Source organism: Neobacillus sp. DZ-9 (genome assembly GCF_059587065.1).
In genome coordinates, this window is record NZ_JCAIOL010000004.1 from 582,826 (window position 1) to 609,697 (window position 26,872).

Below are 26,872 nucleotides of genomic sequence, written 5' to 3' on the forward strand. Positions count from 1 at the left end.
GAGAGACTTTAAATGCTGCAGAAATTAAATAAACAACTAGAAAAGATTATGCCATTTATTACTCCGACAGGCGTTGTGACTGGAGTATTGCTTAGTACTTATTTGAAGGATTTTTCCTTTTTGATTCCTTGGATTTTTGCCTTTATGACGTTTGCCGGTAGTTTAAGCTCCAATTTCAAATCGCTAAAAGAGGTTATCACTCATCCATTTCCAATTTTTATAGCCATGCTTGCCCTTCATGCTTTGATGCCATTATGGGCTTGGGGAGTGGGGCATATCGCCTTCCGGGGTGACGTTTACACAATTACCGGCCTCATTTTAGGAATGGTAATTCCAACGGGCATCACAAGCTTCATCTGGGTTTCTATATACAAAGGAAACATTCCGCTGGTTTTATCGATTATATTAATAGATACATTGTTATCACCGTTTATTGTTCCATATTCCTTGTCCCTATTTGTAGGTCAGAAAATTGATATGGATTTCATCAGTATCATGAAGGGTCTATTCGGAATGATCGTCATTCCCTCCTTAATCGGAATGTTTTTAAACCAAGTGACAAAAGGGAAAATACAGGATCAATTGGGCTCCAAACTCGCTCCTTTTTCCAAACTCGCCATTGGCATTGTCGTGATGCTGAATGGAGCTGTGGTCGCGCCATATTTGAAACATATAAATCTAAAACTTATCAGTATTATTTTGGTCGTCTTTTTTATCGCCCTTTTTGGATATCTGTTATCCTTTCTGATTGGGCGCTTGCTGAAGCGAGACCGCGATACGGTAATTACTTTGACCTTCACGGGCGGGATGCGAAACATCAGCGCCGGGGCTGTGATCGCTGTTTCCTTTTTTCCGGCTGCGGTGGCTGTGCCTGTTGTCGTTGGCATGCTTTTTCAACAAATACTGGCTTCCCTTAATGGACATTTTCTTGACCGCTTTTATCAAGAAAAAGTGGATAAGCAGGAATCTGTTGTTTTATAAAAATAGAGAAATCCCCTTACAAATTTAGTGAGGGGATTTCTCTATTTTTATCTTGTGGAAAATCAAACATAACCACCTCATCTTTCTACTATATATTAATTAAACCATCTTGCGGGTCGTTGAATGGACGATTGCAAGTTTAACAGAAAGGGAGGTTAACCGTATCGGAATTCTAACGATTGAAAAGATAAATCAAATGAACCAGGATATGTTTGTGGATACTTTGGGCTGGATATTTGAACATTCTCCCTGGGTGGCGCAGGGAGCGTGGGAGAGACAGCCATTTCAATCGCGCAATCATCTCTTCCAAACGATGTTGACGATTGTGCAAAATGCCGAGGAATCCTTGCAATTGGCACTTCTCCGTGCCCATCCTGATTTAGGAACAAGATTAAAAATATCGGAAGTATCCCAAAAAGAGCAGACGCGAGTTGGATTAGATAAACTATCAAAGGATGAATATGAAGAGTTTGCTGCACTTAACCAGAGATATGTAATGAAATTTGGATTTCCTTTTATCATGGCAGTGAAGGGACAAAACAAAGATACTATCCTATCTGCCATGAAAGAAAGGGTGGACTATAGCTTTGAGGCTGAATGTGTTACTGCATTGAATGAGGTGTATAAAATCGCAGGGCTCCGCTTGAACGATATGATTGATTAAGGGGATGAGAGAGATGAAGAGAATGATGTGTTATGGAAAAGAAGCTGTTTGGGTCTATAGAACATACGCTAAACCGCTTACTGAGATTCGGTCGATTCCGGAATCATCCTTTACAGGACGCGGAAATATTCTTTTTGGCATGAATGTGAAAGTAGCAGTAGAGGGGGATGCCTTTCTTTCTTCTTTTAAAGATGGAGATAACACATTGGTTGTCGCAACGGATTCCATGAAGAATTTTATACTCAAGCATGCAGGGGATTATGATGGAGCAACGCAGGAGGGTTTCTTGGAATTTGTCGCCCATCGCTTTCTTGAAAAATATCCGCAAATGACAGGCATCAAGATATCCGGTGAGCAAATTCCTTTTGATGAACTTCCAGTCCCAACAAAGGGCGGATTTAAGCCTAGTCCTTTAGTATTTCGCTATTCCTTAAATGAACAGGCCTGTGCGCGAGTTGAATTGGAACGCTGCCAAGACGGAATCACCACAACAGACCATTTGAGCAGCTTGAAGGGTCTGAAGCTGATTAAGGTGAGAGGCAGCTCTTTTTTCGGCTATGTGAAGGATGAATATACCACACTGCCAGAATCCTTTGACCGTCCGCTCTTTATCTTTTTGAATATCGATTGGCGTTACAACGACATGAATGCAGCCAGGGGTCTTACAACAGAAGGATATGTTGCCGCTGAGCAAGTGAGAGATATTGCCTATACTGTATTTCACGAAGAAAACTCACCTTCTATCCAAAATCTTATCTATCGTATTGGCAAAAGAATACTGGAGCGTTTCCCACAATTAGTGGAGGTCTGCTTTGAATCCAATAATCGGACATGGGAAACAATCTTAGACGAAATTCCAGCATCGGAAGAAGGAAAAGTATTTACTGAGCCCCGCCCGCCGTTTGGCTTTCAACGTTTCTCGCTGAAAAGAGATGATTTGGAAAATGCTGAGGGATCAGAGGTATGACCGGTAAGCTGACAACCCATGTACTTGATATTAGCATTGGAAAGCCTGCTTATGGCGTCCAGGTGGAATTATGGCTAGCTGGTGCAAATAACCATTTTGAATGCTTAAAAACAAGCAGCACGAACGAGGATGGCAGGTTAAACCAGCCGCTCCTAGCGGGGGAGTCTATGAAAAGAGGAATCTATGAAATTCGGTTCCATGTTGGAGATTATTTTCGAAATCGCGGTACTTCAATTGGTGATCCTTCGTTTTTGGATTGTGTTCCTATTCGCTTTGGTATTTCTGATCCTGCATCCCACTATCATGTACCACTGCTGATATCACCTGGTGGTTATAGCACATATAGAGGGAGTTAGGGAGGTTCATATGACGAAAGAGCTATGGGTGAAAGATGGCCTTGTCTTTACTGAGGAAGGCTTCCGGGAGATAAATATCAAAATCATTGATGGAAAAATTGACTCCCTAGAAAAAGTCGAGCCAATTGGAAATAGTATTGATGCGAGCGGGTGTCTGGTTGTTCCTGGTTTTATTGATGCACATGTCCATTTTAATGATCCTGGAAGGACTGATTGGGAAGGAATAGAAACGGGCAGCCGAGCTGCTGCAATGGGCGGGACGACTACCATATTTGATATGCCGCTTAATTGTTCACCATCTATCACAAACTTACAGAATTTACTTGATAAAAAAGGGTATTTAACTTCATTGTCATATGTCGATTATGCTCTTTGGGGGGGCATGACCGGGATTAACCTGGATAAACGGTCAGAACTAGCACAAATGAGTAAGGGGATTATCGCCTGGAAGGCGTTTATGAGTGAGAGTGGGATCGAAGATTTTCAGTTCGTATCACCGGATGGATTAAAGCAAGCCATGCAAGCGGCGAAGGAGCACGATAAAATTCTCGCTCTTCATGCCGAATGGGATGAAGAGATTGCTAGACTTACTGCTTTTTATAAATATCGTGCTGGGATGGATGAAAGGAGAGCCTTTCTCGCGAGCAGGCCAATATCTGCCGAAGAAAAAGCTGTTAATCATGCTTTAGATTTGGCGGCAAAATACGGAACTGCTATTCACATTGTTCACATTAGTTCAGCAAAAGTGGCTTTTCTTATCGAGCAGGCTAAGAAAAGTGGTGTGAACGTAACGGTTGAAACATGTCCACACTACTTAATTTTTGATGAAGAGGATTTCATAGAAAAAGGTGCAATCCTAAAATGTGCGCCGCCTTTAAGAGCACGGGAAGAGGTGGAAGGATTATGGGACTGCATTAAGAAGGGCATATTCGATACGATTGGTTCCGATCATTCGCCTTGTCTAGCTTCCATGAAATCGACCTCTTCTATCTGGGAGGCGTGGGGTGGAATCCAAGGGGTTCAGTTTACTTGGCTTGCTTTAATGGATGAGGCTCAGAAGCGAAAGATTGACCTGAAACATATTTTGCCCTTAGGTACCTCTAATGTCGCCGAAAGGTTTGGAATCGCCGCTAGAAAAGGGAGGATTCGCCCGGGATTGGATGCAGATCTAGCGTTGATTCGTCTGGATGAAACCACGATTGCTGATAAAAAATCCTTTGGGTTTCGGAATCCTTATTCCCCTTACGAAAATCGGGAATTTTCCCTCAAAATTAAGAAAACGATTTTACGAGGCAAGGTTATCTATGATGATCAAAAAGGAGTCAAAGAAGAAAAATTTGGACTAAGCCTCTAGTTAAGGGAGAGATTGTCATGAGTCATGTTCCCGAAAATCTGGCAGAAGCAATCGACTGGCTAAGTTCATTTGGATCAGTTTCGGATGGCGGTGTTACCCGTCTCCTTTATTCCAAAGCTTGGAAAGAGGCTCAGCAAGCCCTAAAGGAATGGATGGATGAACTCGGATTTCAAACGTATTATGATTCGATTGGAAACTTGTTTGGGAGATTGTCTTGTGGAAATTCTATGAGCCCGACCATACTCGTTGGTTCCCATGTTGATTCGGTCACATCAGGAGGTAAATATGACGGAGCCTATGGGATCCTAGCGGGAATCCTTGCATTAAGGCATCTTAAACAGCAATTTGGAGAGCCAAAGGTAAATCTTGAAATCGTCTCATTATGTGAAGAGGAAGGGAGCCGCTTCCCGCTAGCCTGCTTTGGCTCCGGCATGATGACGGGGGTCTATACCTTTCAAGATATTGAGAGTTTAAAAGATACTGAGGGCACAAGCTTTGAGTCAGCAATGAAGGAAGTGGGCTTTGGATTTGCCAATCAAGATTACCTGAGACGCAATGATATCGATAGATTTATTGAATTACATATTGAACAAGGACCTACTTTAGAAAAACTTCAAAAATCTATCGGTATCGTTCAAACCATAGTCGGGCAAAAGCGGTTTATGATTACGGTAAACGGGGAATCCAACCATGCCGGTACGACATTAATGAAATGGCGAAAAGATCCGCTGCGTGGTGCATCAGCCATGATTGATGACTTATATAACTTGGCTGAAGGATTCGATGAGAATCTCGTCACAACGGTGGGGCAGCTCTTGGTGGAACCGAATGTGTCAAATGTGATACCGAACCAAGTGGTTTTTACAGTGGATGCCAGACATCCAACGGAAGAGGTCTTGAACTCCTTTTGCGAGCGATTTTCAAGCCGTTTTATGGAAATTGCGAAGCAGAAGGGACTGCATTTAGAGATAGAAAAATGGCATGAAGTTCAGCCAGTGCAAATGGATGTTAAGTTAAATGAAATGATTCAGGACATCTGCATGAATCGTAATATTGGCTATCATGTGATGCATAGCGGGGCAGGGCACGATGCTCAGCTATTTGCGAGAATTTGCCCAACTACTATACTGTTCGTCCCAAGTAAGGGAGGAATTAGTCATTCCCCACTGGAATATACTTCGAACAATGAACTAGATACAGGTCTTGACGTATTAATCGAACTATTACATCAGTTAGCTTACAAGTAGCAGGGAGAGTGGTTTTATGAATAAAGATAAGGTAAGAATTGTGAAGTGGATTGAGGAGAACGAAGATGAGCTGGTTCATTTTTTAAAAAAATTAGTGCAAACTCCTTCGGATAATCCTGCTGGAGACTGTTATCCTATTGCTTCTCTCCTGCATGAGCAGCTTTGTGAACTTGGATTTGAAGATGTCTCTTTGTTAAAGGTAGAAGATGATGAGGTAAAAGCGAACGGGATGATTAGTTTGGCCAATGTCGTTGCCAAATCCGGATTTGGCAGCGGGAGGGGTGCTAATATCGTATTAAATGCACATGGTGATGTGGTACCGCCGGGGTTAGGCTGGAGTGTAAATCCGTATGGAGCAGAGATTATTGAGGGGAAAATGTATGGTCGTGGAGTGGCCGTTTCTAAATCTGATATTGCTGCTTATACGTACGCAGTCCAAGCCTTAAAACAAGTTGAAGTCCAGCAGCCATTAAAAGGGCAAGTCGACTTGGCATTTACGTTTGATGAAGAAACAGGCGGAGAAATAGGACCAAAATGGCTTTTGGATCGAGCGGTTATCAAGCCTGATTTAGCCATTGCCGCTGGCTTTACCTATTCTGCTGTTAATGCCCACAATGGCTGCTTACATTTTGAAATCAAGACAACCGGAAAATCCGCCCATGCTGCCCTTCCACATACAGGTATTGATGCTATTGAAGCGACTTCCCAAATCCTAAACGCTCTATATGAATATCGTAAGACACTCACAGTGAAAAAATCCTCTGTACCGGGTATTGATCATCCAACATTGGTTGTGGGACTCATAACAGGGGGGATTAACACCAATGTAGTGCCTGATGAGTGCAAGATTAGAATTGACCGAAGATTAATACCGGGAGAGGACGCAGTACTAGCTGAGGTTGAGCTTTGTGAAATTGTGAATCAAGCAGTTGCGCATATCGAAGGGTTAAAAGTAGAAATACGGAAAATCCTCCATGCAGAAAGCTTTGGGCCGGTCTCGGAAGATTCTCCATTAATCGCAGCCTTGAGTGCGAACTGGGATTTATTGATGAATGGGAAAGGTCAATTATCAATCAACGGGGTTCCGATTTATGCTGATGCCCGCCATTTTTATGCGAAGGGTATCCCAACAATTATGTTTGGTGTGGGCCCAAAATTGTTAGAAGAAGCCAATGGACACCGGGCAGACGAAAATATTCGAATAGAAGATTTGCTGGATGCTACTAAAATTATTGCTTGTACACTATATGATTTAATGTCGGTATCTTCTTAATAAGAATTCAACAAAATTAAAAGATTATTCTACAAAATAATGATGTGTTACTACAAAATAACATGCGAATTCTACAAATTCTTGTAAGCCAGTACCTTTTTTAAGGAAGCTGGCTTATTTTTTTTCATTGAGATATTTCTAGCTTTTTTCAATGTGGTAAAATTCTTAATAAAAAGGAGTTTTCCAACTATGAACATAATTGACCTGCATTGCGATGCCTTATTGAAACTCCAAGAGGGCCAAGGTACATTGCGTTTTGCGGATGCACCTGAGTTAGAAACAAACAAAGCCCGGTTACAAATAGGAAAAATAAAGGTTCAATGCTTTGCAATCTTTATCGATCCTGATATCCCATCTGATCAGAAGTTCCAAGTAGCACTGGGACAAATCGATTATTTTTATCAGGAAGTTCTGGGGAAAAACCCTGATATGATACATATTAAAGATTGGTCTGATTTTGATAGTTTAAAAATTGGCCAGATTGGGGCGATGCTAACGCTTGAGGGCGTGGATGCGATTGGCAATGATTTAATGAAGCTCCGAATTCTTTATCAGCTTGGTGTTCGTTCGGTGGGTTTGACTTGGAATAATGCCAATCTTGCTGCAGATGGTGCTGGTGAACCACGTGGCGGTGGATTGACATTGTTAGGAAAAGATATTGTTGATTTAAATAATGAGTATCAGGTGCTCACAGATGTATCCCATTTAAGTGATAAAGCTTTTTGGGATGTGATGGAAATCGCCCAATACCCGATTGCGAGCCACTCCAATTCCAGGGCGCTTTGCAATCATCTCCGTAATTTAACGGACGAACAGGCTGATGCCATGTTTCGCAAAGGCGGTTTGATCCACGTTGTTTACAATCCTCCTTTTGTAAAAGAAACAGGTGAAGCAACGATCGCAGATCTAATAAAACATATCGACCATTTTTGTTCATTGGGAGGAGTAAAGCAAATTGGGTTAGGTTCGGATTTCGACGGAATCACAACCTTTATCACCGATTTAGAGGACGCCTCTAAAACTCAAAATCTCATAAATGAACTTTTAAAGTATTATAATGAGGAAGTAGTAAGGGGATTTGCTTATCAAAATTTCCTTGATCATAGACCGGGGTTTTCAAAATGAAAGTTAGGGAAAATGGAATCACCATTGGTGCATTGCCTACGGGGATTAAAAACTGTATCACGGATGTAGAGGGGGTAATGGTAGGGCATGTGACCCTGGACTTCTCTTTGGATGCGGTTGGTGACGAATATGCATGTACTGGAGTAACTGCCATCCTCCCGCATAATGGGAATCTGTTTAAAGAAAAAGTCACGGCAGCCAGCTATGTCATTAACGGGTTCGGAAAAACAACTGGGCTTGTACAAGTTAATGAATTAGGTGTCCTTGAATCGCCGATAATGTTGACGAATACCTTTGCGGTTTCTGCCGTGACTCAAGGAACACTCGAATATATGCTCAAGGAGAATCACGAAATCGGCGACACCACTGGGACGATCAATATAGTAGTGGGAGAATGCAATGACAGCTATTTAAATTCGATTCGCTTGTTTCCTGTAAAACCTGAGCATGCCATTGAAGCCATTCAGAATGCCTCTGAACACCTCGCTGAGGAAGGCGCCGTCGGTGCCGGGAAAGGAATGATTTGCTTTGGCTATAAAGGCGGGATTGGGTCTTCGTCTAGAATTGTAAGTGAATATACAATTGGTTGTCTTGTCTTAAGTAATTTTGGGAAAAAGGAAGAATTATTGAGGGTTCGCTATTCCGATAAGGCAGGGTTGTCGGAAACCTCCGATGGTTCGATTATCATTGTCCTGGCAACAGACGCTCCTTTAAGTGACCGGCAATTACAGCGTATAGCAAAAAGATGTGGAATTGGCCTGGGCAGAGCAGGCAGTCATTTTAGCCACGGAAGCGGAGATATTGTCATTGCTTTTTCAACGGCTCATAAAATAGCGCATTTTTCGGATGAGGTGACGGAAATGCGTAAACAGCTTCGTGAAGACCATCCAATCATGAACCAGCTCTTTGCAGCAGCTGCTGAAGCTGCGGAAGAGGCAATCTTAAATTCTCTATCGCAGGCAGATACGACTAAAGGCAGAGCCGGACGACTTGTCCACTCTATCAACTTAATAAAAGAGGAGTAAATAATGTACCTTACCATAATAGAGACAGCAGAATATTTATCGATTCCTGAGTCAACTGTCAAAGGTCTCATCCAGCAAAAGAAAATTCGCGCCCTCTTTGACGGCAGCGAGTATTTAATTTATAAAGAACAATTCAATACCCATCTAAAACAAATAGAAAAATACAAACACCACGTAGAAGAAATATTGAACGAACCCATCCCGGAGGATTTAGATGTAAAGGATGAGGACTAGGGAGGGAAACCAATGAAAAATATTTTCCTTAAAAGAATTTATGAACCTTTTGATGAAATCGATGGGCACCGCATTTTGATCGACCGTGTATGGCCACGGGGAATATCAAAGGAAGCAGCGAAGTTAACCTATTGGTTTAAGGATATTGCCCCAAGCCCCGAGCTCCGCAAATGGTTTTGTCATAAGCCTGAGCTATTTGATGAATTTCGCAGTAAATATATTGATGAACTCCGGACTGACGAAAAGAAGCTTCAACTGATCGAGCAAATTATGGATGCCTCCGCTAATAATAGAGTAACTCTACTTTATGGTGCAAAGGATCCAGTGTACAATCACGCCCACGTTTTGCAGGAGGAGCTTAATAGTAAAATACAGATAGGAAATGGTTATGTTGAATAAAAAGATTGCATTATCATGGAGCGGCGGAAAGGATGGATGCATGGCTTTGCACCACTTAGTGGAGCAAGGTTATGAGGTTGCATGCTTACTTACGACCGTTCCAGTCGAAATCGGGAGAACATTTGGTCATGGAGAAAAAACCGAAATGATCAAGCTTCAAGGAAACTCGTTAAATATACCCGTACATTTTATCGCATGTTCCTTTGATTATTATACGGAAGACTTTATTAAAACTCTTAAACAACTAAGAGATCAATATGGTCTAAGCGGCATTGCATTTGGAGATTTATATTTTGATCCTCACCGTGAGTGGGGAGAAAAAGTTGCGGAGGCCGCCGATGTTAATGCTATCTATCCCCTTTGGATGAAGCAGGAAGAGGCCTCGCAGGCACTTGAAGAATTTGTTCGAACCGGCTATGAAGCTGTGGTTATTCGAGTAAGAGAAGATATTTTAGATGAGTTGTGGCTTGGGAGAAAAATAGATTCTTCATTTGTTAAGGATATTCTGGTTACTAAAAGTTGTCCGATGGGCGAAGCTGGTGAATACCACACCTTCGTTTATGATGGCCCATTATTTTCAAAAAGAATTCAGCTGGAAAAAGGAAAAATTATTACCCTTGAAACTACTAAGAAATTAGAATTTGAGTATTTTTGTCTAACGGACCATGACTGATAAATATTAATAAAAACTAAGAAATTTTATTATATTCTTTATACCACTCGACAAACTTTCTGATTCCCTCTTCAACAGAAGTTGTAGGTTTATAATTAATATCATTTACCAAGTCGTCAATATCCGCATATGTTTCTAGGACATCGCCTGGCTGAAATGGTAATAAATTCATTACAGCATTCTTTCCGAGGTGTTTTTCGAGCACTTGGATGAAGTCATTAAGTTGTATTGGATGATTGTTACCAATGTTATAGATTTTATAATATGAATTAGATTTGTCAGGCGGTCCTTTTTTTATAAGTCGATAAATGGATTCTATTACATCATCAATATAGGTAAAGTCTCTTTTCATATTTCCATAGTTATATACTTCGATAGGTTCTTGATTAATGATGGCATTCGAAAATGTAAAGTATGCCATATCTGGTCTGCCCCAAGGTCCGTAAACTGTAAAGAAGCGAAGCCCGGTTGTAGGGAGTTGATATAATTGGCTGTATGAATAAGCCAATAACTCATTAGCTTTTTTTGTAGCACCATATAAACTAACCGGGTTATCAACACGATCATGAACAGAAAACGGCATTTTTTTATTGTTCCCGTAAACAGAACTTGATGATGCGTAAATTAGATGTTTGATTTGATGTTTTTTACAGCAGTCTAGTATATTTGAAAATCCAACAAGGTTTGATTGGATATACACGTGGGGATTTTTCAAACTGTATCTTACACCCGCTTGAGCTGCCAGATTAATAACAATGTCAATGTTATATTGGTCAAAGAGACTTTCCAATAACTCGAGGTTTTCGATTGAACCCTTAATGAATGAAAAGTTTGGATACTTTGCTAGAATGCTTAATCTATCATATTTTAAGGTAGTGTCATAATAATTATTTATATTATCAATACCAAGGACATTGCAGCCTTCATCTAACAAACGCTTAGAAAGATGAAAACCTATGAAGCCTGCACAACCAGTGACAAATATGCCTCCAGTAAATCTTTGCACGTTTATTCCTCCTATTCTGATTTAACCATATGCTGCTGGAGATAAACAGTTCGACACAGCAGAAAACTAGGTTATTTTCCTTCCTCGTTAAAGTCTGAAGAATTTTTAATCTGCGAAAAGCTTCCTAAGATAAATTGTAAGTTTTTGATCTCTTCATTTATTCCTACTAGTGTAGTGTTAATTCCAAAAATGGAGTTAGAAAGAAGGGGACTTACATTCATTATTTTGGTGTTTTTAAGAAGAATACTATGTTCAACCATACAATTAATGAGTGATGAATCATCTTGAATTGAAATATAAGGACCTATTTTTGCATTTTTTAAAATGCAGTTATTTCCAATCAAAACAGGGCCTATTAATGTGCAATTTTCAAGTTTGGTGTTAGACCCAACCTGAACTTTATCTCCCAGCATTTTCGAAAGCACCCATTCGTTGGCGGCCAGCCATCTTTCAATTGTTCCTACATCTGAAAAAGGTTCTTCTGTAATAGAATATGAAATGGAATAATCCTGATTGATCATCCACTGAATGGCATCAGTAATTTCATATTCTCCTCTTTTGGAAAGGGGGATATGGCGGATAGCATCAAAAATAGATCCATCGAATATATACATCCCTATTACAGCAAGATTACTTTTAGGATGCTTTGGTTTTTCTTCCAAACTGATAACTTGGTGATTTTTGATTTCGGCAATCCCAAAATCACTTCCATTTTTTACTTCTGTTAGAAGGATTGCTCCTTTATTACCTTTAAATGCTTGAATAAGAGTTTCAATGGGCTCGAGAATGATATTATCCCCAAGCATTAATATAAAAGAATCATTGCTAATAAATGATTCCGCCTGACTAAGCGCATGGGAAATTCCCAATTGCTCTGTTTGATAAATATATTGAATCTTTAATTCTTTATGGGAAAGGGAAATATAGTTAATAATTTCCTTTTGTCCGGGATTCATTACAATACCAATTTCAGTTATTCCAGCTTTTTTCATCTTCATGATGCAATGATTAAGTATTGGCTGATTTGCAACCGGTAAAAGAGTTTTTGGTAGACTAGAAGAAAAAGGCTGTATGCGTGTCCCTTTACCAGCACAAAGTATAACTCCCTTCATAATAATTCTCCTTTCTGGGTTAAAAATCTGGCATACCAACTCCTGCATAATGGTAGCCCAATTTCTTCATGTCAGATGCATTAAGGACATTTCTGCCATCTAATACAAAAGGGGAAGAAACAGTATTAATAGCGGATTTCCAATTAATCTCAATAATTTCTTTCCATTCTGTTAGTATAAGGACAGCATCAGCCTCATTTAATGCTTCCATAGGATTGGATGTATAAATAATAGATGGATAAATTTTTTTGAATGTTCTGTACCTTGAAGATCGTATGCAGTAATTAAGGCATTATTTTGCAGGAGATAATCGATCATTTTTAGGGAGGGAGCTTCTCTAATATCGTCTGTGTTAGGTTTGAATGTTAAGCCTAATATAGCAATACGTTTTCCTGAGAGTGAGCCTAATGCTTTCTTTATTTTTTCCAAAAACCAATCTGTTTGTGTTTGGTTTACATGTGTGACAGCTTGAAGTATATTCAAGGTGATATTATTTTCGGATGCCAATGCCATTAATGCGCTGATATCCTTCAGAAAACATGACCCTCGATAGCCTATTCCCGCCTGGAGAAACTGAGGACCAATCCTGCTATCCATCCCCATTCCTTTTGCTACTTCGCCCACATTTGCTCCAATTCTTTCACAAAATCTTGCCAGTTCATACGCTTACTTTGTATTTGTTCATTAAATTTCCAATTACCCTTGCCACTTCTTCCACATAGGACAAATCAGCTTGTCCACCCAATAATGATGGAGTACCTACTGTAATGAAAAGGTTGGAACACTGAACAATTATTTCATCCAATCGGGTTGTGAAAGAAAGGTTTCCGGTTACTGTGAGTTTTTTTTAACAACTCTTCTATATCTTCTTCATAGAAGGGAAGGCTCGCAGTTTTAAGTTTTTCTATTTTTCCTCATCATGGTCAATGGCAAAAACAGTATGTCCACTCAATGCAAAAGAGACACTTGTTGTAGTTCCCACATAGCCCGTCCCGATTACTGCTATGTTCATTCGTTTGACCTCCTTGCTATATTATTCAAATAAATCCTTATGATTAATGTAGTTTATGAGATAAATCAAGGATTCGAAACAGTTAAAAACCTAATCTACTGAAAGTTTTATTTCAAATTGGGGGAGTTGTTTTATTACATCCGCATATGGCCCTTTCATTTCTTGTACAATTCCATATCATATAATAAGTCTATTTGAGGATTCTGTAACGATCACCTAGATAAGTTCTAATCAATTTAATAAAAAATGGTCTCGTTTAGACGGACTTCAAAGGAGGGTTATTTTGAAGGAGATAGTAATTCTTCCATGGGAAGAAAGGGAAGATATTAAAGTTTTTGTACCTGATTATGTTAATGCATTAGCAAAAGAGGTTATTAAAAATTATAGTTTTCAGGTTAATAGCATGGAGGTTATAGCAACTAAGGCTGAACAAGGCGGGGCTATATGGAAAGTTTCCACTAGTAAGGGGCCGAAAAGTTTAAAACTGTTACACCGAAGGCCGACCAGAAGTTTATTCAGCCTTGGGGCACAAAGATACTTGGTTGATGTTAAAGGTGCAAGAGTGCCAGCTATCGTCAAAACAAAAAATGGACAAGATTTTATTGAAGCTGGCGGAAAAGTATGGTTTGTTGCTGAATGGATTGAACCACTGGCGCCGATTTCAAAAGATTTGGAAGGAACAAAGCAGCTTTGTTACACTCTTGGTCATTTTCATCTTCAAACCAAGGGCTATGTCCCTCCTGATGGGGCTGAAATTGCTTCAAGATTGTACAAATGGCCAAGGAAGTATGAAAAAATGATGAATAAAATGGATTGGTTCAAAAATTTGGCCAAAGTCTATCAGGAAATGCCAACTAGTTCAGTTATTTTGAATGTAATAGATAAATATAAAGAAGAAGTTAGATCAAGTTTAAATAGACTTAATCAATCCAACTATCTTGACTTAATTAAAAAAGGAAATGCAGAATGGGGGCTGGCACATCAGGATTATGGCTGGTCCAATTCCCAAATGGGACGTAATGGAATGTGGATTATCGACCTGGATGGTGTCGCCTATGACCTTCCCATTCGGGATTTGAGAAAGTTGATTACTGGTAAAATGGCGGAATTATCCAAATGGGATGTTACTTGGGTTCGTGAAATGATAAAGGCTTACCACAAAGCAAATCCCATCTCCCCTGAACTATATGAAATTTTAATGATTGATTTATCTTTGCCAAATGAATTTTACAGAAATGTGAAAGATATCGTAAAGGAACCTGAATTATTCCTTACTAGCACAACAGAAGAATTAATAAAAGCAATTATCGTGACCGAACAATCCAAATGGTCAGTATTAAAGGAAATTCAAAACGATTGGAGGAAATAGGAAAAACATGAAAATATTAATGGTTTGTACAGAAAAACTTCCTGTTCCCCCAGTATTAGGAGGAGCAATCCAAACATATATTTCAGGCATTTTGCCATATTTAAGTAAATTCCATGATATTACTGTTTTGGGGATTAATGATGCATCTTTGCCGGAAACTGAAACGAAAAGTGGAATCCATTATGTTCGTGTAACAGGGAAAATTTTTGAAATCTATCGTGACGGAGTTGTTCGCTATATTCAAAACAATCACTTCGATCTTATCCACATTTTTAATCGCCCACGCCTTGTCTTGCCCGTCCGGAATGTTGCTCCCCAATCTAAAATTACCTTAAGCATGCATAATGATATGTTCGATTTGAATAAAATTGAACCGGAAGAAGCAAAGGCCGTTGTACAAGAAGTATCAAAAATTGTAACGGTGAGTAATTATGTCGGAAATGTCATCCGTCAACTTTATCCACAAGCTTCGCCAAAGCTACGAACCATTTATTCAGGAGTTGATACGGAGCGATTTTTACCTGGAAGCCATTCCAAAATGAAAAAAATTAGGAGTTCGATTCGTAAAGAACATGGATTAGAGAACAAAACGGTCATTTTATTTGCGGGAAGACTTTCAGCCAACAAAGGAGTCGACAGATTAGTCAGAGCCTTACCATTACTTTCTAAAAAATATAAAGATTTGGCTTTAGTCATCGTCGGAAGTAATTGGTTTAGCCAAAATAAGGTAACCGATTTTGTAGCCTATGTCAGAGCATTAGCGGCAACACAAACAATACCTGTTATGACAACAGGCTTTGTTAGTCCATATGATATCCAAAAATGGTTTGCGGCGGCTGATTTATTTGTCTGTACCTCAATTTGGCAGGAACCTCTGGCAAGGGTTCATTACGAAGCAATGGCAGCAGGTCTTCCAATCGTTACAACGGCAAGGGGAGGAAATCCCGAAGTTATTCTTCCTAAAGAAAATGGACTAATAGTGGAAAATCCGGAGGATCCAGAGGATTTTTTCAAAAAAATAACCGAAATATTATCTGACAAATATATGATGAAAAAAATGGGGGAAAAAGGAAGAGAACTTGCTGAATCCAAATACCAATGGACGAGAGTAGCAGACGAGGTACTTGAAGTATGGAAACAATCTGAAAATGCCGAAATTCAAATTTCAGAAAAGGAAAGCATGATAACAGAAAATGGAGTCGAGAATGCCGGAATAGAAGGCGAATTCAAAAAAGATAATGCCACAGACAGTATAGATTCCAAAAAAGATAAAGACAAAAACAGTAAAGATTACAAAAAAGATAAAGACAAAAACAGTAAAAATTACAAAAAACATAAAAATAATAAAAATAATAGGAAAAATCGATGACATCAATAAAACCGAGTAATTTATTCAATCTTAAATATATGTGAAATGGCTTGGAGGGCACCTCCGAGCCATTTTATAAGAATATTCATATTATATAACATACAAAAACACACTAAAGAAATGCGCCAGGCTGCCCAGCAAAATGAAAATATGAAAAATTTCATGAAAACCTAAATGCTTAAACTCCAAAAACTTCGGTTTGGCCCCATAAATGACGCCTCCAATAGTATAGAAGATGCCGCCTAATACCAATAAAAATAACCCCCATGGATTTATACTGCCAGCAAGTGGGGAAAAAACAAACACAATCATCCAGCCCATTGCGATATAGAGTGCCGTCGAAATCCAGCGGGGACAATTAAACCAAACCATTTTAAACACTACTCCGCTTATCGCCACTGCATAAATAATCGAAAAAAGAATCGCACCGATTTTTCCGTTCAAACTAATGAAGCAAAAAGGCGTATATGTTCCTGCAATCAAAACAAAAATCATTGAATGGTCCAGTCGTCTTAAAAAGGCGATTACCTTATCCTTAGCTATAACCATATGGTATGTTGCAGAAGCAGAATAAAGCAAAATCATACTAACGCCAAAAATGATGACAGCCGCTATTGTCATCGGTGCAGGAGACGTCATCGATGCTTTGATCACCATCGCAAGCAGTCCGACAAAAGACAAAAGTGCCCCCGCTAAATGGGTCAGTCCATTGATTGGTTCACGAATATAATTGTTCATTTTAAAGCCCCCTATTACAACATGTAGTTTTAATAACTACATATAATGATACTGATATATTATCATCTAGTCAATGCTTATTTCATTAGGTATAATGAAAAATATAAAGGATGAGATCGGGGTTTTTTAAATCATGGAAAATATCAATCAACTTATAGAACAGCTTGGCCTAGATACGAGTCTGACTTTGGAGGAAATTCCAAAAATCGATTTATACATGGACCAAGTCATTCAGTTATTTGAAAATAAATTTGCTGAATCGAAGCGGAATGACGAAGAAAAGGTTCTTACCAAAACAATGATTAATAACTATGCGAAGGGAAAGCTGATATTTCCGATAAAAAATAAAAAATATTCAAAAGAACATCTCATCCTAATCAGTCTGATTTATCAGCTAAAAGGGGCTTTATCAATCAATGATATTAAAATATTGCTTGATGGTATCAATAAAAAAATTATCAAGGAAGAAATCAAATTAGAGTCTTTTTATAATAGCTATTTAAATCTAACCAGCAAAAATGTCGGGGACTTTAAAATGGACCTCCAAGATCGAAAGACTGAAGTAAAAGAATCGCTGGACGATGCTGCTCCGTACCTAGAGCAGGTTCTCATGGTATCCTCACTTGTTCATATGAGTAATTTATATAGGAAAGCGGCCGAAAAGCTCGTTGACCAACTTCCAATTGAAAAAGAAGAAAAGCGTCAACGATAGTTTTTGACGCTTTTTTTATTGAAGTTTTCAATTTTGATATCTTGGATACCAGCACCGACATCAATGGATTTAGGAGAGGAATTTTCTATCTCCACGTCACAAATCCGAACACTGTCCGCCCGATTTTCTCCTCCGAATACTTTAATTCCCACTCCTGCCTTTTTAAAATCCCTCATCACCACGTTTTTCAAAAAGACATTTCTAGCACGATATTGAATCGCAATGACAGGGTTTCCTTTGTAGTCATAATCCGGGTCGCCTATCAAGGTAAACTGATTAATGACGACATTTTTATAAGCAGAAACGACCATGCCTCGCGGTGTAGAATCCTTATATAAATCTGAAAAAATCGGAGCAGCACAAACGAGATTCACCCCAATTATATTAAAGGCCGTTTTCGATTCCGCATCCGTGCTTTTGTGGTGACCAATATGGCGAAAATTATAGGAACGGTTATCGTTCACAGAAATATGTCCAACAATCTGAACATTAGCGGCAGCAGATGAATTTTCATGAGCCTTAATTTCCACTCCGCCAAAACAGCGGGCGCTAGAATTATTAACAAGTAACACATTCTGTGAGCCATCGTCGATTTCAAACCCATTTGAATTGGAAAAACCTTTCTGATGGGCCCGTCCACTTGGATCGCACATATGTGAGTTAGAAATGAAAATATAATCACTATGATGGGTCGTAATGCCGTCATCACCAAATCCATAGCCATTTAAATTATCAAGCCATACATACTTGCTTCCGCCCCTGGCACGAAATCCGTCTCCTGTATAATTGTACAAGGTAGAGGAGATGTCAAAACAGTGAAGACCAGGATTGATGGCTTCCACCTCTTTCACCCATCCGTAGGTTACATTTGCATAGGTCAAACAGCTTGAATGATTACCCCAAGTACTTGTTTTGGGGGAGTCGCCAAGTCTTTCTACATTCCAGTCCAAACTCAATGAACCAACGAAAAGATGGTGGTTGCCACGCCAATGATTGGCGTTTGTAATAAGCCTTGTTCCTTTAGGAGCATCGTCATGCAGCTTAATCGTTGTCAAACCTTTTCCAGCCCCGAACAAGCTTGTACAGGACGGCAGGCGGATTCCCTTAGTAATAAAGATTCCCGGTGGAACCATTACCTTTACACGGCCCTTGCCAATAGCCTTCCGAAAAGCGGCCGTACAATCCGTCTTTCCGTCCCCAACAGCCCCATAATCAACTACATTTACTTCATTAATCAAATTCATTTTTAAGCTGGCAAATTCTTTATTTAATAATTCCATCCATTCAGGATAAACCTGTCCGGCAGATTCGACAAAAAGTTTTGAAGGTTCGCTATGTATAGTTGTTTTTGAAAATTGCCGAAAGAAAGCTCCTGCAAAAGAAAATGATTTATTAGGGGCTTTTTGAGTGGGTAAAACATTCTTCCGTATCTGTTCAAAGAGAGTAACAGTTTCTCGAAGCGCTGTTGCAGGGTTTTCAACAAAGCTAGCTAATATGTCAGCATTTTTTTGGGGATCATGGCTTTTATCCAAATCCAGCATTTTTCACACTCCACAGGTAAGCCTATAAAAATCGTTTACGTTTTATTTTATGGCATAAATAATTATGACCCAAATTTCACCAACAATACAAGCCAGGCAGAACGGACGGTCTAAAATATCAGCGTACCTGTAACAAATGGACTACCAATATTAGTTCAACGAAGGGGATAAATTTTAAGAAAAGAAAAATACTAACAAATGTTCGGAGGTGAAACTTTATGGAAGAGAAAGATTTTGAACAAATTTATGAACATTATAAACAGCAAAGCGAGCAGCAAGCCCAAGCTGATGCGGGCGGCGGGAATAATGAAGGAAAAGAAGAGTTTGTGGCCGTAAGGAAAAACGACGATGGCGATATTATTGCCTTTAAGACGAACACTGGGCGGGAGCTGGATTATATCACTGCATTGGATGAAGCAAAGGGAGGTAAGCTTGCTCATGTAGATGTCTTTCATAAATATGGCAGAGATATCATTCGCAGCGAGCCGGACGGTATCAAAGAAAATAATTTAGATCGATTACCGGAATTTTAATTTTTTCAAGCTGGTTATAAAAAATATGAGCTTTAATCAAACTTTAAATGTAAATTTATCCTATGGGACATTTTGATAGAGATTTTGGATGCTTTTGTCCCATAGAGCCTTCCTATGGGACATTTCAGTAGTATTTTAGGATGTTTTTGTCCCATAGAGCCCTCCTATGGAACATTTCAGTAGTATTTTAGGATGTTTTTGTCCCATAGAGCCCTCCTATGGGACATTTTAGTAGTATTTTAGGATGTTTTTGTCCCATAGAGCCTTCCTATGGGGACATTTCAGTAGTATTTTAGGATGTTTTTGTCCCATAGCACTCTCCTATGGGACATTTTAGTAGTTTCTTAGAATGATTTTGTCCAATAGAACTTCCTAAAGGTCATTTTTATGTAATACTTCGGGGTTCTATTCTTTTTGAAAAGGGTTAATTCCAATTTATGGAGAATGTATACATAAAGGAAGTTTGGGAGGGGGATGAAATTGTACTGGGTGATTAGATTAACAATTTTAATCCTTGTAATAATGATACTTACCTCCTGCATTCGGACAATAGGTTGTCCTGATGGGGCCATTGAATGGGTAGACCTTTTAATGATTAATGATGTTAAATATCAGCACCATTTTCCTGAACCAGCAGATGAGCAGATCCATCTGCAAATTGAAAAGGGAAAGCCATTAGGAGAGATAAAATTTAAAATGGCTGATAAAGCCTGCAGTGATCATAAAATGAAAAATGGTGATGCTGCCTATGTTGAAGAAGGAACCACTATTTATGCAGTAAAAGGATACCCAGTGTCTCTTATGGTGTTAGCCAATGGCAAAGTATATATTGCTGATGAAAATAAATCAGCTAAAACATTGGGAGATTTATATCCCATCAAGAATCTAGTGAAAAACATCCATATTGAAAGTACGGAGGACGGCAGACGAATACATACGTTTTCTCAGGAGGTAAAGGAACTATTTTTAACTGAATGGCTGAAATTAAAGATTGAGGATTATAACGTATTACAACAAAAGAATGCTTTTGAAGGGGACCCAGCATTTTTAGAAATAGAATTAAACAATGGCGTTTCTTTTCGGCATCTGTATTGGCCTAACTCAAATGCTTTTGGTCAAAATGCCGTTGGGAACAAGGAACTTAAGGAATTGATGATGCAAGAACTTGCTGCTGCCGGCGAGTAAAAAAAGAGCTTGGGAGACCCAAGCTCTTTTACTTATGCGCAAGCTCATATTCGTTTATTTTTTCTTCGTAGCTTAATGTTACACCGATTTCATCCCAGCCGTTAAGCAGCATTTGTTTCGGGTAGGGAGCAATATCGAATTTAATTTCATAACCTTCGTTGTCATATACAACTTGGTCTTCTAAATTAACAGTTAAGGTATAACCTTCAGATTCTGCCTTTTTCATAACGGTTTGGACTTGTTCTTCACTTGCTTGAATCGCAAGAATGCCATTTTTTACGCAGTTATTTTTAAAAATATCAGCGTAGCTTGGAGCAATGATGACCTTAAAACCGAAATCCTGAACAGCCCATGGAGCATGCTCGCGGGAAGAGCCGCAGCCAAAATTATCGCCCGCTACTAAAATGGAAGCACCTTGGTATTGCGTGGCATTTAGAGGAAAATCCTCACGTAAATTTCCATTATCATCAAAGCGCCAGTGGTAGAACAGGAATTGGCCAAATCCGCTTCGCTCAATCCGTTTCAAAAACTGCTTCGGGATAATTTGGTCTGTATCAATATTGGTTCTGTTTAAAGGACAAACAAGGCCTTGATGAATGCGTAATGGTTCCATTTTTTAACCAACCTCCTGAGCAGTAAATTGACGGACGTCAACAAAATGTCCAGCAACCGCGGCAGCAGCAGCCATTTCTGGACTGACGAGATGAGTACGTGCTCCGTTACCTTGACGGCCTTCAAAATTGCGGTTGGAAGTAGAAGCACAGCGCCCGCCCGGAGGAACGATATCATCATTCATCGCTAAGCACATGCTGCAGCCAGCTTCACGCCACTCAAATCCTGCCTCTTTAAAGACTTCATCAATTCCTTCTTTTTCCGCAGCAAGCTTGACGCTGAATGAACCTGGAACAACGATTGCTTTTACTGAAGGATTAACTTTACGGCCGCGGACAACTTCAGCGGCTTTGCGTAAATCACTTAAACGTGAATTTGTACAAGACCCGATGAAAACATGATCAATTTGAACACCTGAAATGGACTGACCAGCTTCAAGACCCATATACTGAAGGGCACGGGTAATTTCATCTTTTTCACTTGGTTTATCTGTTTTATCTGGGCTAGGAACATTTGCAGTGATTGGGATACACATTCCTGGGTTTGTTCCCCATGTTACCTGTGGTTCTACTTCCGCCGCTTCAATTTCGACAACAGCATCATAAGTGGCTCCTTCGTCGGTAGCAAGTGCTTTCCAGCGGGCGACTGCTTTTTCAAATTCCTCACCTTGAGGAGCATGGCGTCTGCCTCTTAAGTATTCAAAAGTGGTTTCATCCGGTGTAATAAGTCCTGCTCTAGCGCCAGCCTCGATTGACATGTTACAGACGGTCATCCGTTCTTCCATTGACAGCGCGCGGATTGCTTCGCCAGTGTATTCCATTACATAGCCGGTTCCAAATTGCACGCCAAACTTTCCAATAATCGCAAGGATTAAATCCTTTGCTGTAACGCCTGTCCCAAGTTTTCCATTTACTTTAACATTAAGGGTTTTCGGAGGTGCCTGCCAAAGGGTTTGCGTCGCAAGGACGTGTTCTACTTCACTTGTGCCGATACCAAACGCTAGTGCTCCAAATGCCCCGTGAGTAGAGGTATGGCTGTCACCACAGACAATTGTTTTTCCTGGTTGAGTAAGTCCTAGCTCAGGACCGATAACATGGACAATTCCGTTGTCTGGATGATGAATATCAGCGAGTGGTACACCGAAGTCCTGACAGTTTTGCTGCAAGGTATCGATTTGCTTTTTCGAAACTGGGTCGTTAATAGTAAGACGCTGGCGGGTTGGAACGTTATGATCCATCGTCGCAAACGTTAGGTCTGTGCGGCGCACTTTCCGGCCATTCATTCGTAAGCCCTCGAATGCCTGAGGAGAGGTTACTTCATGCACGAGATGCAAATCAATATATAGCAAATCGGGCTTTCCTTCTTCTTGATATACAACATGCTGTTCCCAAATTTTTTGGATAATATTTTTTGGTGTTTGCATAGCTTCCTTCCTCACATTAATAGATTTGATGAGTAAGATTGAAAAAAAAGTGTCATTTTTGCATGTAAAATAACAAATTCTGCTTCAATCTTAAAACTAGCAGGTGAATTTTCTTTGAAATCATTTATCGACGAATCGCAAAACATCCACAAATTCTAATAAGTAAACCGCCAGGATCAAAGTATGAGCCTGGCGGAAACCACGTCCTATTAAACGTAACAGCTCATGATACATTTTGAAGGACTTTGAGATTTGATATAATCCACAACCAGACGAGTCATTTCAGCAGTTCCTACTTTGCGTCCTTCAGCAATTTGCAGGTCGGCTGTATGGAAGCCCGCATCTAGTACGGATTGAACCGCGTCCTCAATCATCTTTGCTTCATCATCCAGCTTGAATGAATATCTAAGCATTAAGGCAGCAGATAAAATCATCGCTACTGGGTTGGCAATACCTTTTCCAGCAATGTCCGGTGCAGAACCATGAACAGGTTCGTATAGGCCAACACCAGACTCATTTAAGCTGGCAGAAGGGAGCATGCCAAGTGAACCAGTTAATACAGAAGCTTCATCACTAAGGATATCTCCAAACATATTCTCAGTCACAATAACATCGAAATGCGAAGGATTTGTAATTAGCTTCATTGCAGCAGCATCAACTAAAACATGTTCAACGGTAACTTCAGGATACTGAGCCTTTTTCTCTTCAACAATTTCCCGCCAAAGCTTGCTGGATTCAAGTACGTTTGCTTTATCTACAGAGGTAAGGCGTCCGCGGCGGCCTTGAGCTGCTTGAAACGCTTTGTCTACTATTCTTTCAATCTCCGTACGGCTATAGGCAAGCGTATCAACCACTGTCTGGCCATTGTCACGACGCTCACTTGGAGTCCCAAAGTAAATGCCGCCAGTTAATTCACGTACGATAAGGAGGTCGCTTCCTGAAACTACTTCTTCCTTTAATGGTGAAGCATGGAGCAGGTTTTTAAAGCCTTTGATCGGACGAAGGTTTGCAAATAAATCCAGTGCCTTTCGGATACCAAGCAAGCCTCTTTCTGGACGTAAGTGTGAAGGGTTGTTATCCCATTTTGGACCCCCTACAGCACCAAGTAAAACAGCGTCGGCTAGCTTACAGGCATCAACGGTTGAATCTGGAAGGGGAGTGCCGTAAAGGTCAATGGCTGCTCCTCCGATTTCATGGGTTTCGAAGCTAAAAGAGTGGTTATATTCTTCAGCAATTGCATTTAATACATCTTTCGCAGATTCAATAACTTCCTTGCCGATACCATCACCGGGAAGTAAGACAATTTGTTTTTTCATTAGAAGCAACCTCCTCATTTTTTTTGGTTTAAGATGGGCGCCAAATATTAGGCGCGTTATGATTTTTAAAGTGCTGCAGGTTCTTTTATAAAAGCTTTTTGGTTAAAAAATACACGGTTGACAGCGTTCAAAAATGCTTTTGCGGAAGCCTCCAGCACATCCTGCGCGGAGCCGCGGCCGCTGACATTCGTTCCATTCACAGTCATTTTTACATGGACTTCTGCAAGAGCATCGCGTCCGCGTCCAACTGAGCTTAAATTAAAATCAGTTAAATGTATTTCTTCTTTCACAAGTGCCTCTAGGGTATTAAAAAGGGCTTCGACGCTTCCAGAGCCAGTTCTGGCTGTTTCTGCCCGAATCCCCTCAGGAGTCGTAAGGGCAACCGTTGCAGTAGGCAGGTTTGCTGATGCATATTGGACTTGGAAAGCGACAAGCTCATATTTTTTTACATCGATAGCAGCTGTTTGAATATCCATTAAGATTGTAAATAAATCCTCATCTGTAACTTCTTTTTTCCTATCGGTCAATTGCTTGAAGGATTTAAAGGCATCGTTAAGCTTTTCTTGTGATAATTCAAAGCCCAACTGCTCGATTTTGTCTTTAAAGGCATGGCGGCCGGAATGCTTTCCAAGAACAAGGTCGTTGGATCCGACTCCAACCATCGAAGGTGTAATAATCTCATAGGTTAATGCATTTTTTAAGACGCCATCCTGGTGTATGCCGGATTCATGCGCGAAGGCGTTTTTTCCAACAACAGCTTTATTAGGAGGGACCTTCATCCCGGTAAAGCGGCTCACCAAGTCACTCGTACGTTTGATTTCTTTTAAAACTAGATTAGTAGTGAAAGGATATTTATCCTTACGAATATTTAAGGCAACAGCAATTTCCTCTAAAGAAGCATTACCTGCCCGTTCACCAATACCATTAATAGTACCTTCTACTTGGGTAACGCCATTTTCAATCGCTGCAAGTGAGTTGGCAACGGCCATCCCTAAGTCATCGTGACAATGGCACGATAAGGCTGCCTTATGAATATTTGGAACATTTTCCCTCACGTAACGGAACATGCGGCCATATTCCTCAGGTGTCGTGTAGCCAACTGTATCCGGGAGATTAATGACGGTTGCGCCGGCATCAATGACTTTCGTAATAATTCGGACTAGAAAATCAAGATCTGAGCGGGAAGCATCTTCAGCTGACCATTCAATATGCGGAAATCTTTGTCTAGCGTATGAGACCATATCCACAGCTGTCTGAACAACTTCATCCTCAGTTTTCATTAATTTATATTTCATATGGATAGGAGAGGTAGCAATGAAAACATGTAATCTTGGTTCGGCTGCATCTTTTAAGGCATCCCACGCAATGTCAATGTCCGATTTTGTTGCCCGGGCCAAGCCAGTCACAGAAGAGTTTTTAATTGCTCTGGCAATGGCCTTTACGGCTTCGAAATCGCCTTGAGAGGAAGCCGGAAAGCCGGCCTCCATAATATCTACGCCAAACCGCTCAAGCTGTCTGGCAATTTCTAATTTTTCAAGCTGGTTTAAATTTACACCAGGAGATTGTTCGCCATCGCGTAAGGTTGTATCAAAGATGTTAACGTGAACCATTTACCACCACTTCTTTCTTTTGGTTTACTGGTTTTTTAATAAATGGCATTAAGGCACGAAGCTCACGGCCGACTACCTCGATTTGATGATTGTTTTCGGCACGGTTAATGGCATTGAATTGTGGACGGTTTGCTTGGTTTTCAAGGATCCATCCTTTTGCAAATGCACCTGTTTGGATATCTTTTAATACTTCTTTCATACGAGCCTTTGTATCTTCATTAACAACGCGTGGTCCTGAAACAAAGTCGCCCCACTGAGCTGTATCAGAAATAGAATAGCGCATGTTTTCTAGGCCACCTTCGTATAAAAGGTCAACGATTAATTTCAACTCATGTAAGCACTCGAAGTAAGCAACTTCTGGCTGATAACCAGCTTCGACAAGCGTTTCGAAGCCTGCTTTGATAAGGGCAGTAGCACCGCCGCAAAGGACAGCTTGCTCTCCGAATAAATCTGTTTCGGTTTCTTCTTGGAAAGTGGTTCCTAAAACTCCCGCACGGGCAGAGCCAATTCCTTTAGCATATGCAAGGGCAAGTTCACGAGCCTGGCCAGTGTAGTCTTGGTAAACCGCATAAAGGGCAGGAACGCCGGCACCTTCAGTGTAAGTACGACGAACTAAGTGTCCTGGACCTTTTGGTGCAACTAGGAATACGTCAACATCTGCAGGTGGTACGATTTGTGTAAAATGTACGTTGAAGCCATGAGCAAAAACTAATGCATTTCCGGCTTCAAGGTTTGGTTTGATGCTTTCTTCATAAACCTTCGGCTGCATTTCGTCTGGAAGAAGAACCATCACTACGTCTGCTTGACGGGCTGCTTCTGCAACAGATGTTACTTCCACACCATCTTCAACTGCTTTATCCCAAGATTTACCGCCGCGTAAGCCAACAACAACATCAAAGCCGCTTTCCTTTAAGTTAAGAGCGTGGGCATGACCTTGTGAGCCATAACCGATTACTGCGATTTTCTTTCCTTGTAAAACTGCCTCTTGAACATCACCGTTATATAGTACTTTTGCCATTATGAATCATCCTCTCAA

28 protein-coding genes and 1 pseudogene are annotated in these 26,872 nt (G+C 40.2%); 17 read left to right on the plus strand and 12 right to left on the minus strand.

Annotation, left to right across the window (positions count from 1 at the left end):
- Nucleotides 1-12: 12 nt before the first annotated feature.
- The 12 genes from AC59HZ_RS14635 (at nucleotide 13) to AC59HZ_RS14690 (ending at nucleotide 10,298) form a co-directional block, all read left to right on the plus strand.
- Nucleotides 13-981: a bile acid:sodium symporter family protein gene (locus AC59HZ_RS14635; protein ID WP_496546536.1), complete on the plus strand. Its 969-nt coding sequence runs from the start codon at nucleotides 13-15 to the stop codon at nucleotides 979-981.
- Nucleotides 982-1,090: 109 nt separating this feature from the next.
- Nucleotides 1,091-1,645 (plus strand): 2-oxo-4-hydroxy-4-carboxy-5-ureidoimidazoline decarboxylase, encoded by a 555-nt coding sequence (gene uraD, locus AC59HZ_RS14640; protein WP_496546537.1) that lies wholly within the window; start codon nucleotides 1,091-1,093, stop codon nucleotides 1,643-1,645.
- A gap of 13 nt (nucleotides 1,646-1,658) precedes the next feature.
- The gene (gene pucL / locus AC59HZ_RS14645; protein ID WP_496546538.1) at nucleotides 1,659-2,612 is read left to right on the plus strand and encodes a factor-independent urate hydroxylase; all 954 of its coding nucleotides are present in this window, start codon (nucleotides 1,659-1,661) and stop codon (nucleotides 2,610-2,612) included.
- The gene (gene uraH, locus AC59HZ_RS14650; RefSeq protein ID WP_496546539.1) at nucleotides 2,609-2,968 is read left to right on the plus strand and encodes a hydroxyisourate hydrolase; all 360 of its coding nucleotides are present in this window, start codon (nucleotides 2,609-2,611) and stop codon (nucleotides 2,966-2,968) included. The genes pucL and uraH overlap by 4 nt, the downstream gene beginning before the upstream one ends.
- Nucleotides 2,969-2,978: 10 nt before the next feature.
- Nucleotides 2,979-4,322, plus strand: a complete 1,344-nt coding sequence (gene allB, locus AC59HZ_RS14655; RefSeq protein ID WP_496546540.1) for an allantoinase AllB — start codon at nucleotides 2,979-2,981, stop codon at nucleotides 4,320-4,322.
- Nucleotides 4,323-4,339: 17 nt separating this feature from the next.
- Complete coding sequence (locus AC59HZ_RS14660; RefSeq protein ID WP_496546541.1) at nucleotides 4,340-5,569, plus strand: Zn-dependent hydrolase; 1,230 nt, start codon at nucleotides 4,340-4,342, stop codon at nucleotides 5,567-5,569.
- 16 nt (nucleotides 5,570-5,585) lie between these two features.
- A complete protein-coding gene (locus AC59HZ_RS14665) occupies nucleotides 5,586-6,842 on the plus strand; it encodes an ArgE/DapE family deacylase (protein WP_496546542.1) in 1,257 nt (418 codons plus the stop codon).
- A 189-nt stretch (nucleotides 6,843-7,031) separates the two neighbouring features.
- Entirely contained in the window at nucleotides 7,032-7,967 is a 936-nt protein-coding gene (locus AC59HZ_RS14670; protein ID WP_496546543.1) for a dipeptidase, read from the plus strand.
- On the plus strand, nucleotides 7,964-8,992 hold the full coding sequence (locus AC59HZ_RS14675) for a DmpA family aminopeptidase (RefSeq protein ID WP_496546544.1): 1,029 nt from the start codon (nucleotides 7,964-7,966) through the stop codon (nucleotides 8,990-8,992). Before AC59HZ_RS14670 ends, AC59HZ_RS14675 begins: the two co-directional genes overlap by 4 nt.
- A 3-nt stretch (nucleotides 8,993-8,995) precedes the next feature.
- Nucleotides 8,996-9,226 carry an excisionase family DNA-binding protein gene (locus AC59HZ_RS14680; RefSeq protein ID WP_496546545.1) on the plus strand — a complete coding sequence of 77 codons (231 nt, stop codon included), beginning with the start codon at nucleotides 8,996-8,998 and terminating at the stop codon, nucleotides 9,224-9,226.
- Between the two features lie 12 nt (nucleotides 9,227-9,238).
- The gene (locus AC59HZ_RS14685; RefSeq protein WP_496546546.1) at nucleotides 9,239-9,625 is read left to right on the plus strand and encodes a DUF488 domain-containing protein; all 387 of its coding nucleotides are present in this window, start codon (nucleotides 9,239-9,241) and stop codon (nucleotides 9,623-9,625) included.
- Nucleotides 9,615-10,298: a Dph6-related ATP pyrophosphatase gene (locus tag AC59HZ_RS14690; RefSeq protein ID WP_496546547.1), complete on the plus strand. Its 684-nt coding sequence runs from the start codon at nucleotides 9,615-9,617 to the stop codon at nucleotides 10,296-10,298. The genes AC59HZ_RS14685 and AC59HZ_RS14690 overlap by 11 nt, the downstream gene beginning before the upstream one ends.
- A gap of 16 nt (nucleotides 10,299-10,314) precedes the next feature.
- Here the strand turns inward: AC59HZ_RS14690 and AC59HZ_RS14695 are convergent, their stop codons facing one another.
- The 5 genes and pseudogenes from AC59HZ_RS14695 to AC59HZ_RS14715 form a co-directional block, all read right to left on the minus strand.
- Nucleotides 10,315-11,304 (minus strand): NAD-dependent epimerase, encoded by a 990-nt coding sequence (locus AC59HZ_RS14695; RefSeq protein WP_496546548.1) that lies wholly within the window; start codon nucleotides 11,302-11,304, stop codon nucleotides 10,315-10,317.
- Nucleotides 11,305-11,375: 71 nt separating this feature from the next.
- Complete coding sequence (locus AC59HZ_RS14700; protein WP_496546549.1) at nucleotides 11,376-12,416, minus strand: sugar phosphate nucleotidyltransferase; 1,041 nt, start codon at nucleotides 12,414-12,416, stop codon at nucleotides 11,376-11,378.
- A 19-nt stretch (nucleotides 12,417-12,435) separates the two neighbouring features.
- Nucleotides 12,436-12,627 carry a UDP binding domain-containing protein gene (locus AC59HZ_RS14705; RefSeq protein ID WP_496546550.1) on the minus strand — a complete coding sequence of 64 codons (192 nt, stop codon included), beginning with the start codon at nucleotides 12,625-12,627 and terminating at the stop codon, nucleotides 12,436-12,438.
- The gene (locus AC59HZ_RS14710) at nucleotides 12,615-13,040 is read right to left on the minus strand and encodes a UDP binding domain-containing protein (protein ID WP_496546551.1); all 426 of its coding nucleotides are present in this window, start codon (nucleotides 13,038-13,040) and stop codon (nucleotides 12,615-12,617) included. Before AC59HZ_RS14710 ends, AC59HZ_RS14705 begins: the two co-directional genes overlap by 13 nt.
- 34 nt (nucleotides 13,041-13,074) lie before the next feature.
- Nucleotides 13,075-13,428 (minus strand): annotated as a pseudogene (locus AC59HZ_RS14715) (3-hydroxyacyl-CoA dehydrogenase NAD-binding domain-containing protein).
- A gap of 283 nt (nucleotides 13,429-13,711) precedes the next feature.
- Between AC59HZ_RS14715 and AC59HZ_RS14720 the strand changes: the two are divergent.
- Entirely contained in the window at nucleotides 13,712-14,797 is a 1,086-nt protein-coding gene (locus tag AC59HZ_RS14720; protein WP_496546552.1) for a CotS family spore coat protein, read from the plus strand.
- Between the two features lie 7 nt (nucleotides 14,798-14,804).
- Nucleotides 14,805-16,166, plus strand: a complete 1,362-nt coding sequence (locus tag AC59HZ_RS14725) for a glycosyltransferase family 4 protein (RefSeq protein WP_496546553.1) — start codon at nucleotides 14,805-14,807, stop codon at nucleotides 16,164-16,166.
- Nucleotides 16,167-16,256: 90 nt separating this feature from the next.
- Here the strand turns inward: AC59HZ_RS14725 and trhA are convergent, their stop codons facing one another.
- Nucleotides 16,257-16,904 (minus strand): PAQR family membrane homeostasis protein TrhA, encoded by a 648-nt coding sequence (trhA, locus tag AC59HZ_RS14730; protein ID WP_496546554.1) that lies wholly within the window; start codon nucleotides 16,902-16,904, stop codon nucleotides 16,257-16,259.
- Between the two features lie 133 nt (nucleotides 16,905-17,037).
- Between trhA and AC59HZ_RS14735 the strand changes: the two genes are divergently transcribed.
- Nucleotides 17,038-17,616 carry a DUF1836 domain-containing protein gene (locus tag AC59HZ_RS14735; RefSeq protein ID WP_496546555.1) on the plus strand — a complete coding sequence of 193 codons (579 nt, stop codon included), beginning with the start codon at nucleotides 17,038-17,040 and terminating at the stop codon, nucleotides 17,614-17,616.
- Here the strand turns inward: AC59HZ_RS14735 and AC59HZ_RS14740 are convergent.
- Nucleotides 17,607-19,157, minus strand: coding sequence for a glycosyl hydrolase family 28-related protein (locus AC59HZ_RS14740; RefSeq protein WP_496546556.1), 1,551 nt, complete (start codon nucleotides 19,155-19,157; stop codon nucleotides 17,607-17,609). The two genes, AC59HZ_RS14735 and AC59HZ_RS14740, sit on opposite strands and share 10 nt — an antisense overlap.
- Nucleotides 19,158-19,375: 218 nt before the next feature.
- Here AC59HZ_RS14740 and AC59HZ_RS14745 point away from each other — a divergent pair, with 218 nt between their 5' ends.
- A complete protein-coding gene (locus tag AC59HZ_RS14745; protein WP_496546557.1) occupies nucleotides 19,376-19,690 on the plus strand; it encodes a DUF3892 domain-containing protein in 315 nt (104 codons plus the stop codon).
- A 474-nt stretch (nucleotides 19,691-20,164) separates the two neighbouring features.
- On the plus strand, nucleotides 20,165-20,875 hold the full coding sequence (locus AC59HZ_RS14750; protein ID WP_496546558.1) for a hypothetical protein: 711 nt from the start codon (nucleotides 20,165-20,167) through the stop codon (nucleotides 20,873-20,875).
- A gap of 28 nt (nucleotides 20,876-20,903) precedes the next feature.
- Here AC59HZ_RS14750 and leuD read toward each other — a convergent pair whose 3' ends face one another.
- The 5 genes from leuD to ilvC all read right to left on the minus strand — a co-directional run bounded on the left by leuD (nucleotide 20,904) and on the right by ilvC (nucleotide 26,854).
- Nucleotides 20,904-21,488 (minus strand): 3-isopropylmalate dehydratase small subunit, encoded by a 585-nt coding sequence (gene leuD / locus AC59HZ_RS14755; RefSeq protein ID WP_496546559.1) that lies wholly within the window; start codon nucleotides 21,486-21,488, stop codon nucleotides 20,904-20,906.
- 3 nt (nucleotides 21,489-21,491) lie between these two features.
- Nucleotides 21,492-22,910 carry a 3-isopropylmalate dehydratase large subunit gene (gene leuC / locus AC59HZ_RS14760; RefSeq protein WP_496546560.1) on the minus strand — a complete coding sequence of 473 codons (1,419 nt, stop codon included), beginning with the start codon at nucleotides 22,908-22,910 and terminating at the stop codon, nucleotides 21,492-21,494.
- 209 nt (nucleotides 22,911-23,119) lie between these two features.
- Nucleotides 23,120-24,226: a 3-isopropylmalate dehydrogenase gene (leuB, locus tag AC59HZ_RS14765; protein ID WP_496546561.1), complete on the minus strand. Its 1,107-nt coding sequence runs from the start codon at nucleotides 24,224-24,226 to the stop codon at nucleotides 23,120-23,122.
- 65 nt (nucleotides 24,227-24,291) lie between these two features.
- On the minus strand, nucleotides 24,292-25,836 hold the full coding sequence (locus AC59HZ_RS14770) for a 2-isopropylmalate synthase (protein ID WP_430064447.1): 1,545 nt from the start codon (nucleotides 25,834-25,836) through the stop codon (nucleotides 24,292-24,294).
- Complete coding sequence (gene ilvC, locus AC59HZ_RS14775) at nucleotides 25,823-26,854, minus strand: ketol-acid reductoisomerase (protein ID WP_496546562.1); 1,032 nt, start codon at nucleotides 26,852-26,854, stop codon at nucleotides 25,823-25,825. Before ilvC ends, AC59HZ_RS14770 begins: the two co-directional genes overlap by 14 nt.
- Nucleotides 26,855-26,872: the final 18 nt, after the last annotated feature.